Annotated in this window: 14 protein-coding genes and 2 pseudogenes; 5 read left to right on the top strand and 11 right to left on the bottom strand. The window is 72.6% G+C overall.

The window, feature by feature from the left end:
• Window positions 1–64: 64 nt before the first annotated feature.
• A complete protein-coding gene (locus ACL02T_RS23560) occupies window positions 65–592 on the bottom strand; it encodes a hypothetical protein (protein WP_412832920.1) in 528 nt (175 codons plus the stop codon).
• 547 nt (window positions 593–1,139) lie between these two features.
• Here ACL02T_RS23560 and ACL02T_RS23555 point away from each other — a divergent pair.
• Window positions 1,140–2,690 (top strand): hypothetical protein, encoded by a 1,551-nt coding sequence (locus tag ACL02T_RS23555; RefSeq protein ID WP_412832960.1) that lies wholly within the window; start codon window positions 1,140–1,142, stop codon window positions 2,688–2,690.
• A gap of 51 nt (window positions 2,691–2,741) precedes the next feature.
• Complete coding sequence (locus ACL02T_RS23550) at window positions 2,742–3,176, top strand: SHOCT domain-containing protein (RefSeq protein WP_412832919.1); 435 nt, start codon at window positions 2,742–2,744, stop codon at window positions 3,174–3,176.
• A 117-nt stretch (window positions 3,177–3,293) separates the two neighbouring features.
• Here ACL02T_RS23550 and ACL02T_RS23545 read toward each other — a convergent pair whose 3' ends face one another.
• From ACL02T_RS23545 to zwf, 4 genes are all read right to left on the bottom strand, one after another.
• Window positions 3,294–4,007 (bottom strand): hypothetical protein, encoded by a 714-nt coding sequence (locus ACL02T_RS23545; RefSeq protein ID WP_412832918.1) that lies wholly within the window; start codon window positions 4,005–4,007, stop codon window positions 3,294–3,296.
• Window positions 4,008–4,075: 68 nt separating this feature from the next.
• Window positions 4,076–5,665 carry a GMC oxidoreductase gene (locus ACL02T_RS23540; RefSeq protein WP_412832917.1) on the bottom strand — a complete coding sequence of 530 codons (1,590 nt, stop codon included), beginning with the start codon at window positions 5,663–5,665 and terminating at the stop codon, window positions 4,076–4,078.
• Window positions 5,662–5,799, bottom strand: a complete 138-nt coding sequence (locus tag ACL02T_RS23535; RefSeq protein ID WP_412832916.1) for a hypothetical protein — start codon at window positions 5,797–5,799, stop codon at window positions 5,662–5,664. Before ACL02T_RS23535 ends, ACL02T_RS23540 begins: the two co-directional genes overlap by 4 nt.
• 46 nt (window positions 5,800–5,845) lie before the next feature.
• Window positions 5,846–7,222, bottom strand: coding sequence for a glucose-6-phosphate dehydrogenase (gene zwf / locus ACL02T_RS23530; protein ID WP_412832915.1), 1,377 nt, complete (start codon window positions 7,220–7,222; stop codon window positions 5,846–5,848).
• 235 nt (window positions 7,223–7,457) lie between these two features.
• On the opposite strand from zwf, the gene ACL02T_RS23525 reads away from it, so the two are divergent.
• Both ACL02T_RS23525 and cydB read left to right on the top strand, forming a co-directional pair.
• Window positions 7,458–8,840 carry a cytochrome ubiquinol oxidase subunit I gene (locus tag ACL02T_RS23525; protein ID WP_412832914.1) on the top strand — a complete coding sequence of 461 codons (1,383 nt, stop codon included), beginning with the start codon at window positions 7,458–7,460 and terminating at the stop codon, window positions 8,838–8,840.
• A gap of 16 nt (window positions 8,841–8,856) precedes the next feature.
• Window positions 8,857–10,065, top strand: coding sequence for a cytochrome d ubiquinol oxidase subunit II (gene cydB / locus ACL02T_RS23520; RefSeq protein WP_412832913.1), 1,209 nt, complete (start codon window positions 8,857–8,859; stop codon window positions 10,063–10,065).
• 159 nt (window positions 10,066–10,224) lie between these two features.
• Here cydB and ACL02T_RS23515 read toward each other — a convergent pair whose 3' ends face one another.
• From ACL02T_RS23515 to ACL02T_RS23495, 5 genes and pseudogenes are all read right to left on the bottom strand, one after another.
• Window positions 10,225–11,136 (bottom strand): cyclase family protein, encoded by a 912-nt coding sequence (locus ACL02T_RS23515; RefSeq protein ID WP_412832912.1) that lies wholly within the window; start codon window positions 11,134–11,136, stop codon window positions 10,225–10,227.
• A 76-nt stretch (window positions 11,137–11,212) separates the two neighbouring features.
• Entirely contained in the window at window positions 11,213–11,452 is a 240-nt protein-coding gene (locus ACL02T_RS23510) for a hypothetical protein (protein WP_412832911.1), read from the bottom strand.
• A 563-nt stretch (window positions 11,453–12,015) separates the two neighbouring features.
• A pseudogene (locus ACL02T_RS23505) lies at window positions 12,016–12,471 on the bottom strand (acyl-CoA dehydrogenase family protein); the annotation flags it as partial.
• A 102-nt stretch (window positions 12,472–12,573) separates the two neighbouring features.
• Window positions 12,574–12,855 (bottom strand): annotated as a pseudogene (locus ACL02T_RS23500) (hypothetical protein); the annotation flags it as partial.
• Complete coding sequence (locus ACL02T_RS23495) at window positions 12,852–13,298, bottom strand: AMP-binding protein (RefSeq protein WP_412832910.1); 447 nt, start codon at window positions 13,296–13,298, stop codon at window positions 12,852–12,854. The gene ACL02T_RS23495 and the pseudogene ACL02T_RS23500, both read right to left, overlap by 4 nt.
• A 15-nt stretch (window positions 13,299–13,313) precedes the next feature.
• On the opposite strand from ACL02T_RS23495, the gene ACL02T_RS23490 reads away from it, so the two are divergent.
• On the top strand, window positions 13,314–13,757 hold the full coding sequence (locus ACL02T_RS23490; RefSeq protein ID WP_412832909.1) for a hypothetical protein: 444 nt from the start codon (window positions 13,314–13,316) through the stop codon (window positions 13,755–13,757).
• A 318-nt stretch (window positions 13,758–14,075) separates the two neighbouring features.
• On the opposite strand, the gene ACL02T_RS23485 is transcribed toward ACL02T_RS23490, so the two are convergent.
• Complete coding sequence (locus tag ACL02T_RS23485; protein WP_412832908.1) at window positions 14,076–15,176, bottom strand: diacylglycerol/lipid kinase family protein; 1,101 nt, start codon at window positions 15,174–15,176, stop codon at window positions 14,076–14,078.
• Between the last annotated feature and the right edge of the window lie 208 nt (window positions 15,177–15,384).

Raw genomic sequence — 15,384 nt, 5'->3', positions numbered from 1 at the left:
CGGGCTCACAGCGCGGCGCCCCGGGGTGGTACCCGGGGCGCCGTGGTTCGGTGGAAGCGCGTCGTCAGCCGACGCGGGAGACCTGCTCCCGGCTGATCGCGCTCAGCCGCTCGCCGACGGCCACGATCTCCCCGATCACCCGCCGTTGGGCGGTGACGAGCTGGTCGACGTAGCCGCGCTGGGTCGCCAGGGCCCTCTCGGCCGTCCCGAAGCCGTCGTCGACCACGCCCCGGGCCCCGGACGGGCGGTCGTCGCTCGTGGTGTCGTCGCTCATGCCGCGGACCGCACGACCGAACAGTGCGACCGGGTTGAGCTGGAGAGCCAACTCGAGCACCGCATCCGCTGCCCGGGTGGCCGCTTTCTGGTTGTGCCGCACGACCTCCCGGATCGCGGCGCTGGTCTCCGCAGTCATCTCCCGCCACCGCTCGCCCACCTCCGTGGCGGCCTGTTCGACGGGCGGGCCCGGCTCGGGTCGGGGCGGCCGGTCCTGCCGCCCGCTCGTACGGGCCCCCGTCGCGGTGGCGGTGTCCGTCGGCGTGCTGGTCCCTGCTTCGGTGGCATTGCGTGCCTGGGAATGGGTCGAGGTCGGCATGTCCTGGTGTCCCCTCCGGGTGATCATTTCGACCGGTTCGCTCGACTGTGATCGACGAACGGGTGTCGCGTCGGCGCCGCTCCGTCCGACCGCTGCTGCCGCCCGGTCCCGCGCACCCGGGTCGCCGTCCGGCTGGACGGCCGTTCGCCCACGCAACCCGATCACGACCGGGTCACGCGGCGCCGACGCGAGCCGACCGTGGCGGCAAACGCGCTGCAGCGCAACCGGTCTCCCGCCGATTGCTCCGCCCCGTCCCGGCCAGCGGATTCCGGCGCCCACATCGTGAGGCCCGTCGGCCGGACGAGCGAGCCCGGCGGCCGCCCCTCTGCCCGACCGGCGCAATCCTCGGCCGGGCATCGCCCGGGAGCGGCACGGTCACCAGCTCGATGCGGCGTCGGCGAGCGCCGACGACCTGGTCGGGATCGGTCGGGACCCGGGGCTCGCCCCGCGCAGGCGGGACACGGGCTCGCCCGGACGAGGTGATGCCGGTTCCCCGCGTACGGCGGAGGGTGCGTCTCGCCAGACCGCACGTCAGGAGGGGGGCGTGATGTCCACCGTCGACCGACCCGACCAGCCCGGCCCCGCCGTGGCCACCCCGACTCGGGTCAGCCCGGCGAAGGCCTCGACCGCGCCGGCTGCGGCCGCCACGCCGGAGACCGAGCCGCGCGTGTCCGCCCCGTCCGCGGCCGCGCCGCTGGCCCCCGAGGAGCGCGCGGAGCTCGAACGCCTGCGGGCCGAGCTCGCCGCGCTGAGGGCCGCGCCCCCGCCGCCCCCACCGACCCGGCGCCCTCGCGGCCCGATCCGGTGGGCCTCGATCGGTTCGGCGGTCCTGCTGGTCCTGGGCCTGCTGCTGGTCCCGGTGTCCGTGCTCGCGGTCTGGACGGACAACCAGATCTCCGAGACCGACCGGTTCGTGGCGACCATGAGCCCGGTCCTGGAGGACCCCGCGGTGCAGGACGCGGTCGCCGCCCGGGTCACCCAGGAGATCTTCACCCAGGTCGACGTCCAGCAACTGGCGACCCAGGCGGTGGCCGCCCTCGCCGCCCAGGGCCTCCCGGCCCCGATCGCCGACCGGCTCTACGGACTCACCGGGCCGCTCGCCGAGGGCACCCGCAGCTTCGTCCAGGGCGAGGTCCAGGACCTGGTGAGCAGCCCGACCTTCATCGCCGCCGGGCAGCAGGCGCTGACGGTGACCCATCAACAACTCGCGGCGGTCCTGGCCGGCCAGTCCTCGGCGATCACCGTGCAGGGCGCCGACGCCGTCCTGGATCTCTACCCCTTCATCGAGGCGGCCAAGCAACAGCTCGTGGCCTCCGGGTTCGAGCTCGCCGCGAGGATCCCTCCCCTGCACCCGACGATCACGCTGTTCCCGGCCAGCACGCTGATCCAGGCCCAGACGCTCTACCACCTGCTCGACGTGACCGCCACCTGGCTGCCCTGGGTGACCCTCGCGTTCCTGATCGGCGGGGTGCTGCTGGCGCGGAACCGACGGCGGGCCACGCTGGTGATCGGCCTGGCCGTGATGGGGACGATGCTCGCCCTGGCCGTGGCCCTGCTCGTCGTGCGCGGCGTCGTGGTCGGCGCCGTGCCCGAGCAGGGCTCCGCCGCGGCGGCCTCGGCGTACGACATCATCGTGCGCTTCGTCCGCGCCGCGCTGCGGACGCTCTTCGTGGTCGGCCTCGTCGTGGCGCTCGCGGCCTGGGTGACCGGCCCGTCGTCGGCGGCGGTCCGGATCCGCGGCGGTCTGGCCCGCGGCGTGGCGTCGCTGCGCCGGGGTGCGGTCGCGCGCCGGCTCGCCGAGGGTCCGGTGGGCCCGTGGGTCCACGACCACCTCGGCCTGCTCCGCACGGCGCTGGTCGTGCTGGCCGCGCTCGTGGTCGTGCTGATCGACCGGCCCTCGGGCTGGACCATCCTGGCCGTCGTCCTCGTGCTCGTGGTCCTGCTGGGGGTCGTGCAGTTCCTCGACCAGCCGCGTGCCGCCGCACGGACCGGGCCCCCGACCGCGCCGGGCAGCCCGCGTTCGGAGGGTGCTGTCGACCACCAATCACCCGCCGCGGATGGGGGATCGGCGCTGCCGACCGGGCATCGTCACGACTGACCCGGCACCCCGCCGCAGGCGGCCGGGAGACCTCGAGACAAGGGGGCGGACATGCTGCTCGCACAGAGCACCTATCCACTGCTGGACCTGTTCTGGACGATGCTCGTCTTCTTCGGGTTCGTCATCTGGTTCTGGTTGATCTTCGCGATCTTCGGCGACATCTTCCGCCGGGACGACATCGGCGGATGGGGCAAGGCCGGCTGGACCGTCGTGATCATCATCCTGCCGATCGTCGGGGCGCTCGTGTACCTGATCGCGGAGGGCCGGAAGATGGGCGAACGCCGGCAGGCCGACGTCGCCGCCGCCCGCAGCTCCTACGAGCACGACGTGCGCCGGATCGCCGCCGCGAACGGGACCGGCGGCGGCCCGACCGCCCAGATCGCCGAGGCGAAGCGGCTGCTCGACCAGGGCGCCATCACCCCGGCCGAGTACGAGGCGCTGAAGCGCCAGGCGCTCGGGCAGCCGGCGGGCGAGCCGGCTCGCTGACCGGCGCCCACGGGGCGTCGGACCGCCCGATCCGCGCAGTGCCGGGGCCGCACGGTCTCGGTTCGGTACTGCCGAGTGTGCCGGGGCCGCAAGGTCCCGGCACTCCCGGGTCCGAGCTCAGGAGGACGGGGTGGCGGTCGGCGGCACCCCTGGACAGCCGGCGCGGACGCTGTCCACGATCGGCCGGGCCGCCGCCTCGACCTGCGCCACCGACGTGGCGAGCGCCCCGAGGTTGGCCGAGAGCGTGGCCTGGTCGCTGATCCCTGCGATCGTGTTCCGCAGCGAGTCGAGGGCCTGCTCGAGGGTGGCCACCTGCGGACCGAACTGCGCCCTGGCCGCGTCCGCCAGGTTCCGCCCTGCGTCGGCGAGGTCCTGCAGGGCCGCCCTGACCCCGTCGGTCCCGACCTTCGTCGCGTCGAGCTGCACGAGCGCATTCGCCGCGGTCTGGAACTGCGCCGCAGCCGTGCACAGCTCCGGCGGATACGCCGCGGGCGCCGGCACCGAGGTCGTGGCCGGGGGTGCGGGCGTCGCCGACGGCGGTGCGGCCGGCTGCGCGGAGCAGCCCGCGACGACAGCGAGGCCCAGCACCGACGCCGCGACCGCGCGGACCGCACCGCCCCTGTGCGCGCGGCGCCGTCGCTCTCCATCTCGACCGTCACACCGGGTCTCGTCCGGCACGCGCAGGGTGGTACGCGTGCGTCCGGGCTCGCGCGCGACCCCGACCGCGTCGGCGCGCGCCGGGGCCGGCGCGGGCCGCGTGCGGACGGCTTCACTGCGCGTGACCGGCTCGGTGTCGGTGTTCTCGGTGGCGGTGATCTCGGCGTCGGACATCGTCTACTCCGATCGGGACTTCTCACCACGTGGCAACCGGGGCAACTCACGGACCAACCCGGGCGGCATCACCTCAGCCGTTCGAGGACGTGGTCGGCCACGCGCAGGGCGTTGGCCATCGCCGTCAGCGACGGGTTCACCGCCCCGATGCTGGGGAAGAAGCTGGTGTCGACGACGTAGAGGTTGTCCAGCTCGTGTGCCCGGCAGGTCACGTCGAGCGCCGAGCTCGCCGGGTCGGTCCCGAACCGGATCGTCCCCGCCTGGTGCGCCGTCGCGCCGATCGGCATGCCCTTGTGCATGTAGATGCTGTGGTGCAGCAGGTGCTTCTCGTGCATACCGAGGTCGGAGAGCCTGCTCTGCAGGGCGTGCCGGAGGCGCTTCAGACCCTCGACGTTGTTGTTCGGGTCGAGCGTGAGCCGGATCCGCCCGTCGCGTTCCAGGGTCACCCGGTTCTCCGGCTGCGGCAGGTCCTCCCCGCAGAGCCAGAAGTCGACGGCGTGGTGGGCGAGCACCTCGAACGGCATCTCCGGCGCCAGCCGGCCGGCCCAGTGCGGGGCGTTCGCCCGGATCTGCTCACTGTCGGACTTGCCGAGCATCTGGATGCCGCCCAGCGGATAGTCCCAGTCCTCCGAGCCGAGGTACCAGTCGTGCACCGCCAGGGTCTTCTGGAACCGCGTCGGGTTGGGCTCCTTGGAGACGGCCATCAGCGCGAGGTTGTTGTGCCGCATGTAGTGCCGGCCGACCACGCCGGAGCCGTTGGCCAGGCCGTCGGGGTGCTTGTCGTTCGCCGAGCGCAGCAGCAGCGCGGCCGAGTTCACGGCCCCGCAGGCGACCACCACGACGTCCGCGCTGAACCGCACCGTCTCCGTGGCGCCCTCGCCCTGGTCGAACTCGGTGACCACGGACGTGACCGAGCGCCCGTCCGGATCGGTCTCCAGCCGCGTGACGTGGGCGTGGGTGAGCAGCCGGACGCCTGCGTGGGTCAGCGCCGGGTCCACGCAGATCACCTGCGCGTCGGACTTGCCGCCCACCACGCAGGGGAAGCCGTCGACGCGGTCGCACCGGATGCAGGGGCTGTCGTAGGTGGCGTTCCCGTGCGCGTCCTGCTCGAGGCGCACGCCGATCGGCAGGTGGAAGGGGTGCAGCCCGATCTTGTCCAGGTCGTCGCTGAGCTGCTGGATCCGGGGTTCGTGCCGCACCGGCCCGTAGCGGTAGTCCGCGCTCGCCGGTCCCTCGGTGGGGTCGTCGCCGTGCCGGCCGTGGACCTCGTAGAGGTGCTCGGCCTCGGTGTAGTACGGCTCGAGGTCGGTGTAGTCGAGGGGCCAGGCCGGCGAGAGGCCGCCGTGGTGGCGCAGCTCGCCGAAGTCCTCCGGTCGCAGCCGGAACAGCGCCGCGCCGTAGAACTTGGTGTTGCCGCCGACGTAGTAGTTCACCTCGGGCGGGAACTCCTTCCCGTCGCGGTCCAGCCAGAACTCGGGGGCCCGGTACTTCCCGCGCACGAACACCGCGCCCGAGTCCCAGTTGTCGCGCTCGCGCGGCAGGTAGGCCCCGCGCTCGAGCAGCAGGACCCGCTTCCCGGTGGGCGCGAGCCGATGGGCGAAGGTGCCGCCGCCCGCCCCGCTGCCGATCACGATCACGTCGTAGTGGTCGCCGCTCACGGCCGTCCCTCCTTGGCGTCCTCCGCGGGCTCGGGCGCGTCGTCGTCGACGTCCCGCAGCATCCCGATCTCCTGCGTGGTGAAGGTCCGCTCCCGCCGCGCGTCGCGGGCGAAGGCGGCCGCTCGAGTCACCATCGCGCGGACGCGGTTGCGGGCTGCCGGTGGGAGCGACCGACGAGGGTCAGCCGGTGGGGTCGTGCCATGTGTCCCCCTCGGGCAGCAGGTCGTCGGCTTCCTTGGGTCCCCAGGTGCCGCGCGGGTAGCGCTGCAGGGGGACCACGTCGCCGAGGATCGGGTCGACCACCCGCCAGGCGGCCTCGACGGTGTCCTGCCGGGCGAACAACACCCGGTTGCCGTCCAGGGCCGCGCCGATGAGCCGGTCGTAGGGGCGCGCGTCCTCCCCGGGGTGTTCGGCGAAGACCAGTTCCTGCTGCTGGGGTTCCCGCCGGATCCCCGGCTTCTTACCGGCCAGGCTCAGCACGACCGCGGCGGTGGGCCAGATCCGGAACCGCAGCGCGTTGACCGGGCGCGGGCTCGGCACGTCGAACAGATCGAGCGGGACCGGGCGGAACCGGATGCTCACCTCGGTCGCGGTGACCGGCATCGTCTTGCCCGCGCGGATCAGGATCGGCACGCCCGCCCAGCGCCACGAGTCGAGCTGAAGGCGGACCGCGGTGAAGGTCTCGGTGGTCGAGACCGGGTCGACCCCGGCCACCTCCCGGTAGCCCTCGTACTGGCCGCGGACGGTGTGCTCCGGGGTCAGCGGGCGGATCGCGGACAGCACGCGGGCCTTGGCGTCGACCCAGGACAGCAGGCCCGACCCGTCCGGCGGGTCGGCCACCACGGTGGCCAGCACCTGCAGCATGTGGTTCTGCACCACGTCGCGGGTGGCCCCGGTGCGGTCGTAGAAGCGGCCGCGGTCGGCGACGTCGAACGCCTCGGCCATGGTGATCTGGATGCTCTCCACGTGGTCGCGGGTGAGCAGCGGCTCGATCATCGAGTTGGCGAAGCGGGCGACCAGGACGTCGTTGAGCGGGTCGAGGCCCAGCCAGTGGTCGACCCGGTAGATGGCATCCTCCGGGAAATACTTCAGCATGGTCTCGTTCAGCGCCTGCGCGCTGCGCAGGTCGGTGCCGAAGGGCTTCTCGACCATCACCCGGGCCCCCGCGGCCCGGCCCACCCCGGAGATGCCCTCGGCGATCCGGGCGAACAGCGCCGGCGGCACCTCCAGGTAGTAGAGGATCCGGGAGCCCTCGCCGATCTCCCGGCTCATCGCCTCGTAGGTCGCCGGGTCGCCCAGGTCACCGTCGACATAGCGCAGCAGGCCCAGCATGTCCCGCCCGGGACCCGAGTCCGGGTCGAGCCCGTTGCGGCGCAGCGACTGCGCGGCGTAGTCCCGGAACCCCTCCAGGTCCCACCCGCTCCTCGCGACGCCGATCACCGGCACCTCCAGGACACCCCGCTCGACCAGCCCGACCAGCGCCGGGAAGGTCTCCAACTTCGCCAGGTCCCCGGTCGCACCGAAGATCACCAGGGCATCCACCCGGTCCGTCGCCATGGCCTGCTCCTGTCCGCGGGTTCTGCGAGGTCATACGGGTACGTCTGACCGTGGTCGCCGTGCGGCGGCACGCGCCTCACCCGACCCGGATGAGCGCCGCGGGGTACGGCCGGGGCGGCGGTGGCTGCGGTGACGGACGAATCGGGCATGCGTGCCGGGCTCGTGCGCGGTGCCGGCGCCCGGGTCACCTGCTCCGGGCGATGCTCGCCGTCCCGTGGGTCGCAACGGTGGCTGTGTGTCCGTGGTCGACCTCGCTCGCCTGCAGTTCGCCAGCACGTCGATCTACCACTTCCTGTTCGTACCGCTCACGATCGGGCTGGCGTTGATCACCGCGTTCCTGCAGACGCGCTGGCACAGGTCCCGCCAGCCGGAGTACCTGCGGCTGACCCGGTTCTTCGGCGTCCTGCTGGTCATCAACGTGGCGGTGGGCGTGGTGACCGGGCTGGTGCAGGAGTTCCAGTTCGGGATGAACTGGTCGGGCTACTCCCGCTTCGTCGGCGATGTCTTCGGCGCGCCGCTGGCCATGGAGGGGCTCGCCGCCTTCTTCCTCGAGTCCGTCTTCCTCGGCCTGTGGATCTTCGGCTGGAAGCGGCTGAGCCCGCGCGTGCACCTCGCGACGATCTGGATGGTGGCACTGGGCGGGGTGCTCTCGGCCGCCTTCATCATGGCCGCGAACTCGTGGATGCAGAACCCGGTCGGCTACGAGATCAACCCGGCGACGCAGCGCGCGCAGCTCACGAGCATCGGCGCCGTGCTCACCAACCCGGTGTTCCTGCGCAGCTATCTGCACGTCCTGCTCGCCTCGCTGATCACCGCGGCCGTCGTCGTGCTCGCCGTGTCGGCCTGGCACCTGCGGCGGGACCCCAAGTCGGACTTCCGGCGCTCGGCCCGCCTCGCCCTGGTGGTGCTCGCGCCCGCCACCATGATCAACCTACTGGTCGGCAGCGAGCTCGGGGTCACCGAGGGCACCTACCAGCCGATGAAGATCGCGGCGGCCGAGGCGCAGTGGGAGACCTGCCAGCCGTGCTCGTTCTCGCTGTTCCAGATCGGCGGCGGCAACAACGACCAGACCCCCACGAAGATCATCGCCGTGCCACACCTGCTGTCGATCCTGGCCACCAACTCCTGGGACGGCCAGGTGGTCGGCCTCAACGAGTTGCAGGCCCAGTACGAGCAGCAGTACGGGCCGGGCGACTACGTGCCGAACGTGTTCGTCCAGTACTGGTCGATGCGGGTCATGGCCTACCTCGGCAGCCTCGTGCTGCTGATCTCGCTGTGGGGTCTGTGGCGGTGGAGACGGCTGGAGTCCTCGCCGTGGTTCCTGCGGGTGGCGCTGTGGAGCCTGCCGTTGCCCTTCGTGATCAACACCGCCGGCTGGCTCCTCACCGAGAACGGCAGGCAGCCGTGGATCGTGCAGGGGCTGCAGAAGACGGCGGACGCCCACTCGCCGTCGGTGAGCGCGGCGGCGATCGTCACCAGCCTGCTGATCTTCTTCCTGCTCTACGGCGCGCTGGCCGTCGCGGACTGGCTCCTCATGGCGCGCTACGCCCGTAAGGAGCTCCCGGCCGAGGAAGCCGCGGACGAGATCGAGGCGCCCGCCCCGGCGCCCACCTACTGACCCGGGCGGTGTGCCGATGACCCTCGTCGCCTTCTGGTTCGTCGTCCTCACGGTGGTGTGGACCGGCTTCCTGCTGCTCGAGGGGTTCGACTTCGGGGTCGGCATGCTGCACGGCGTCGTCGGGCGCGACGAGGCCGGGCGTGACCTGGCGATCCGCACGATCGGGCCGGTGTGGGACGGCAACGAGGTGTGGCTGATCGTGGCCACCGCCGTGACCTTCGCGGCCTTCCCGGTCTGGTACGCCACGATGTTCTCCGCGTACTACCCGATCATGGTCGTGGTGCTGGTCGCGCTGATCCTGCGTGGGGTGTCCTTCGAGTTCCGGTCCCATTCGGAGTCGCCGCGCGCCCGGGCGCTCTGGAGCGGTGCGCTCGCCGGCGGGAGCCTGGTGGTCCCGCTCGGCCTCGGCATCGTGCTCGGTGGGCTCTTGGCCGGGGTCCCGATCGACTCCGCGCAGGAGTTCGTCGGCGGCGCCGGGGACCTGTTCCCCGCGTACGCGCTGATGACCGGCGCGACGGTCGTGCTGGTGTGCCTGGTCCACGGGGCGGTGTTCCTCGCCCTGAAGACCACGGCGGCCCTGCGCCGGCGCGCCCTCGGGATCGCCCAGTCCCTCGCCCCGGTGGTCGCCGTCGTCGTCACCGGGTGGGCGGCGTGGACCCGCGTGACCGCCGGCGACGGGGTGCTGCTGTCCGTCGCCGAGTTCGGCGCGATCCTTGCCGCGATCACCGCGGCGGCGTTCGTCCACGTCCGGCGGGAGGGGCTCGCGTTCGCCGCCACCGCCACGACCATGGCCGCGCTGACGACGTCGATCTTCTCCGAGCTGTACCCGCGCGTGATGGTGTCCAGCCTCGGCGCCGCGAACGACCTCACCACCACGAACACCGCCTCCGCCTCGTACGCGCTGACGGTCATGACGGTGGTCCTGGCGGTCCTGCTGCCCGTCGTCCTGGTGTACCAGGCGTGGACCTACCACGTTTTCCGCGCCCGGCTCGGTGGCGGGCGGGCGCCCGAGCCACCGGGATCGGCCCTCGCCGGCGCGGGGGGCGGGGCAGCTGCTGCCCGGGATCCCTCCGGCCCTGCACCGGGTACGACCGGCACCGCGCTGGTGCGGGCCGTCCGCCCCCTCGACTGGCCCCGCCTCCGCGTGCTGGTCGTGCTGCTGGGGTGGGCGATCTTGCGCCACGCAGTCCGGCCCGAGCTCCTCCCGCCGCGACGTTCACGTTGACAACCCGGCTCAGCAGGGCCGCTCCGCTCCCGGTCGTGCCCGCACTGGTCGTACGTGGCCGCGCACTCGAAGTCGAGCTTGCTCAGGGCACGGCACCACCACTCTCGCCGAGGAACGTCGACCAGGAACACGGCCCAGCGCCTGAGGGGGCGGGATCCGTCACACGATCGCGATCGGGTTGACCGGCGAGCCCGTGCCGGTGGGTAACCGGAGCGGCGCGATGACGCACAGGAACGACCAACGGCCGGCCGCCGCACACACCTGCACCAGCTCCTCGAACTGCAGGTAGTCGAGCAGGTGCAGGCCCAGGGCGTTGACGGCCAGGAGGTGCACCGGAAAGTCGACACCAGCGACCGCGCTGGGGGCGGTGTCGTTGTTGCCGTCACCAGCGAGGGCGGCGATCCGGCGCTCCGCCAGCAGAGCCAGCACACGCGGATGCAGCCCGGCCCGGGCCTGCGCGGCATCCCAGGGGCCCCGCTCCGTCCGCCGACGGCGGTGACCCACCCGCACGAACACGATGTCGCCCCGACCGACCTGAACCCGCTGGTCGCGCTCGGCCGCGAGCAGATCCTGCACCGTCACGTGGTCGCCCGGCTCCAGCCAGGGCACTCCGCGCGAGCGCGGCACGTCGAGGAGCACCCCGCGGCCGACGATGCCCTCGGCCGCGGTGTCGATGGACAGCTCGGCCGCCCCGTCCGCCGTGATGGTGTCCGCAGCCACCCGGTTGTACAGGGTGCCGTCGAAGATGACATGACACAGGGCGTCGACGTGGCTGTCGGCGTTGCCGTGGATGTTCATGGCGATCCGGTCCATGCTGAACGACAGCCCCGGGCCGGCTTCGGCCCCGGGCGGTCCCTTCATCCGGTGCCGGGCCGGATCGGGGTTGTCGGCAGTCGGCCGGGTCTCCACCGGCGCCGCGAGCGACACCGTGCGGCCCAGCCTGACCTCGGCGACGGCGGCGAGCACCTCGGCCGGCGTGATGTAGTTCAGCGCCCCGCGCCGGTCATCCGGCCCCCAGGGCGGCGTGTCGCGCAGCTGGTCGTACAGCGTGCGGAACTCGGCCTGGCTCATCTGCCCGGGCGGGTGCGCGCGCCGAGCCAGCGGCGGCGGACTCGGTGTCTGTCATAACCCTCTGCCTCCGATCCCTTCACGTGGTGCGGTCCGGCGGGTCGTGGTCTCGGCCGCCGCGTCCGACGGCCCGCCGCCGGATGGCGCGCTGTGCGGGGAGCCCGGCGATGGCGACGGCGGTGAGGACCGTGACGTTGAGGAGCAGCTGCAGGAGTGCACCCCGCGCCTCGCGGGCACGGCGCCGTACCCGGGGCAGGTCGCGACGGGTGATGCTGAAGGCGAGACCGAGGATGGCGCCGTACTCCGGGCCGACCACCATCGCCCCGACGACGAGGATCTGAGAGTTGGTGAGAATCCCGACGGCCCCGATGAGCCCGGCGATGACCAGAAGTGCGAACCGACTGGGCGGGAAGGTCCCCTCCAGGGCGATCCGCGCCTCGACCTCGGCCCAGACGGGCGCGAACTCGTGAAAGCGCGGTGAGCTCTGGCGGGCTGACCAGGCGCATCTGAATCACCGCATCACCCCGGCCGGCTCATGCCCGCGGCCGAACGGGTGCTCGCGCGGCTGCCCAGGGCGAACCTTCCCGGGTACGAGGCTGTATCCGATCGTTGCATGACGGCGGTCCTCCGGGCCGTGATCAGCGGACCGGTGCTCAACGCGAACCGCCCACGTGAGGCCGAGGCACCATCGAGAGGATTCGACCTGCTACAGCCGATTGCCGTACCCCCCAGCGCGGGTGAGAAGTCGGACGTCCGCGACGCAGCCGAGGGCGGTGCGCCCCAGATGATCGATTCCGTGAGGTTCCGAGCGCCCGTCACTCGTTGTCCTCCCCGACCGCGACGGCCTGATCCGCCTCGTCGGCGCAGTGACCGCCGAGCACCTCAGAGGAATGTGCTGAGGCCGGTGAGGGCTCGGCCGACGATGAGGGTGTTCATCTCGCGGGTGCCTTCGGAGGAGTAGATGGCCTCCGCGTCGGCGACGAACCGACCGACGTGGTGGTCGAGGCGGATCCCGTTGCCGCCCATGAGCTCGCGGGCGAGGCCGACCGTCTCGCGCATCCGGACGGTGGTGAACGCCTTGGCGAGGGCGAAGTGCTCGTCGGCGGCCCCGCCCCGTTCCTGCACGAGGGCGAGTTGTGTGCAGAGCGCCGCGGAAGCGGTGATGTTGCCGAGCATGCGGACCAGCAGGTCCTGGACCAGCTGGAAGCCGCCGATCTTGCGCCCGAACTGCTCGCGGGTGGTGGCGTAGTCCAGGGCGTAGCGATAGGCGCCGCGGGCGCAGCCGACGGCCATCCAGGCGACGCCCGCCCGGGTCAGACGGAGGACCTCGGCGGTGTCGCCCCTTCGGGTTGCCGGGCGGGTTGACCATCGGTGCCGTCGGTCGGGGTTGCGCCAGGAGATCATGAAGACCTGCTGGCCCCCGGCCACGAGGTACTCGACGATGCTGCGGGTCGGGGCGAGGTCGGTGACGTAGTACTTGTTGATGACCGGGGGGACGATCAGGAGCGGGCGGCTCCGCACCCGCTCGGTGGTCGGGGTGTAGCGGATCAGCTCCAGCACCTCGGTCCGCAGGACGACCGAGCCGGGGTGGCGGCCAGGTCGCGGCCCACCTCGAAGGCGTCGGGCCGGACCATCGTCGGCACCCGGGGCGAGCGCAGCGTCGGCCAGCAGGGGGTCCAGCGGCCCCGCGGCATCCCGGGGCTCGGTCGTCGGGGTCCTCATGACTGCTGCTCCTCAGGAACCGGGACCTCGCGACGCAGCACCGCGCCGGTCGGGCCCTTCGGCAGCTCGTCGACGACCCAGAGCCGTCGGGGGTACTTGTAGACGTTGTAGCCACCGCGGATGATCAGGTCCTTCTTGCGGTCGACCTCGAAGTAGTAGCCGTCCTCGTCGAACCGGGCCAGGTCGCCGGTGCGGAACCAGCCGTCGGGAACGGCCTCGGCCGTGGCCTGCGGGCGGTTGCGGTAGCCCCGCATCACGTTGTGCCCGCGGACGGCGATCTCGCCGATCTCACCTGCGTGGACGTCCGCGCCCGCCTGGTCGACCAGGCGCACCTCCACGCCACGGACCGGGATGTCGATCGAACCGGCCTCCCGTTCCCGATCGGGGTGGTTGACGGTGACGACGGGGGAGGTCTCCGTCAACAGCAGCGCCACTGTCGTCATCGTGCGCTCCACATCGTGAGCGCCCTGGCCGACAACGTGACCTACATCCTCGACGGACTGTGCGGGGAGGCCAGCCCCGACAACGTCCTCGTCGACCTCGCGGGCCGGCTGTTCGAGCTGCACAGCCGCTACGCCGCCGCGTCGGTGAGCGGGTACCGGGAGGAGTACCGCCGGCTCGTCACCGCGGCGCAGCGTGAACACAGCGCGTTCGGCGAGGCGTTGCTCCTCGGCCCCACGGACAGGGGAATGCTCTGGGAAGCAGCTCAGACCCTCCGGCTGCCCCTTCGGGGGAACTTCCTGGTGGTCGCCGCCGAGACCGTCAACCCGGGTCATGATCCGTTGGCAGGCGTCGAGTCCCGCCTCGCCGCCGCCGACGTCACCTCGGTGTGGCTGCTCCGACCGGACCGCAGCATCGGGCTGCTCGCCCTGCCCCTCGGCGGGGACCCGGCCCGGTCCTGAAGACGCTCGCCCAGCAGGCGATCTCCCGTGTCGGGGTTAGCCCGGTGTTCGACCGGCTCGACAACGCGGCCCGGAACCTGCAGTTCGCCGAGCTCGCCCTGACCGTCCAGGAACCAGGCTCACGGGTCGGGCAGTTCCACGGCGACGCCTTGTCGATCCTGGTCGCCTGCGCTCCCGCCGCGGCGATGGAGACGGCCCACGCCGTACTCGGGAACCTCCACGCTGCCGCGAAACCAGGCCGAGTGTCCGTCGCCACGCCCTGTCACCCAGGCGGACACTCGGGCGATGGCGGTGACGGTACGAACCACCGTTCCGGTCTTACCTGCGCCCTGACACCGAGTACCTCGACCCGCGCACGGTCGAGCGTGCGCGGAGCTCCCGGGCGGCGGGCGAGAGCCCACTCGCATGGAGCGGCAGACGGATCCGCAGGGCACCCGGCCTGGTCCTGAAATGCAGGGGCGGGGCGACCTGCAGCGCCTCGCCGTCGACGCCGGCGTTGACCGGAGCGTCGGAGCTCACCTCGAACGTCGACGGCGTCCACGCGACGTATCCGGGAAAGCGCTCCGGGCGACCGGCCGCGACGGCGGCGAGCAACGCCCTGTCGGCGGGATCGCCCGGCAGCTCGAGGGCGATCACTCCCAGGTGACCGGTGTCAAGACGGGGTCGGCTGACAAAGCTGCCGATGGTGCGGCCGTAAGGGTTGTTGGAGACCTGGACGACGTGCGCGCCTGTGTGCCGCTCCCCCGCCGGGCCCGTGAAGCGCAGGTCGAACGGTGGTCTCCCCGGCTCCAGGAGGCCGGGCAGGGTGCTCAGGGTGGTCTCGATCTTGGCGTCGCGGTACTCCGGCAGGCGGACGATCTCGGCGTACAGGCCGAGGGAGACGTTGTTGACGAACGGTCGCCCGTTCACGTCTCCGAGATCGATCCGGCGTTCCACCGCCGCGCCGAACGCGTCGAGGGCGCCGACCACGTCGTCGCGGTCGAGGCCGAGGTCCATCGCCAGGTGGTTCCGGGTGCCTGCTGGGACGACGACCATCGCCAGGCCGTGGCGCGCGGCGACCTCCGCGATCAGCGCCTGGGAGCCGTCGCCGCCGGCCATGCCCAGCACGTCGGCCCCTCCGGCGACTGCGGCCTCGGCCAGCTCGACCAGGTCGTGACCTGGGCCGAGGAGGACCGGCTCGATGCCGCGGGCCCGGCATTCCCCCGGCAGGCCGAAGCGCTCCGCCTTGCCCCCGCCGCTGCGCGGGTTCATGAACAGCACGGGGTGATCGCCGGCCGGGACGACCGTGCCCAGCGGTCGCTGCGCACGGCGGAGGGCGCGGACCCGGCCGACGGCTGCTCCCGTGCCGAGGACCAGCGTGAGTCCGCCGACGACCAGCCGAGCCTTCCGCTGCCTCCGACCCGGTTCCGCCGCGCTCACCGCGACGACTCCGGCGACGCGGCGTCCTCGCTCAGGAGGCGAGGCGCTGCCACCCCGTTCCGGGGCACGGAGTCCGCCGCGGTCACGACGACGCCTGCGCGGACTGTTCGCGAGCCCGCTCGTCCGCCGACGGTAGCCGCCACCCCGGCGACCGGCGGTCGGCCGGCGAGGCGCTTCGTGGGTGGTGATGGGCTCGTCGGACGCGCCC

The sequence above is a fragment of the Pseudonocardia oceanicola genome (assembly GCF_047200735.1).
In the GTDB taxonomy this organism is placed as follows: domain Bacteria; phylum Actinomycetota; class Actinomycetes; order Mycobacteriales; family Pseudonocardiaceae; genus Pseudonocardia.
Note: the sequence above shows the minus strand (reverse complement) of the source record. Positions and strands in the feature narration are given on the sequence as shown.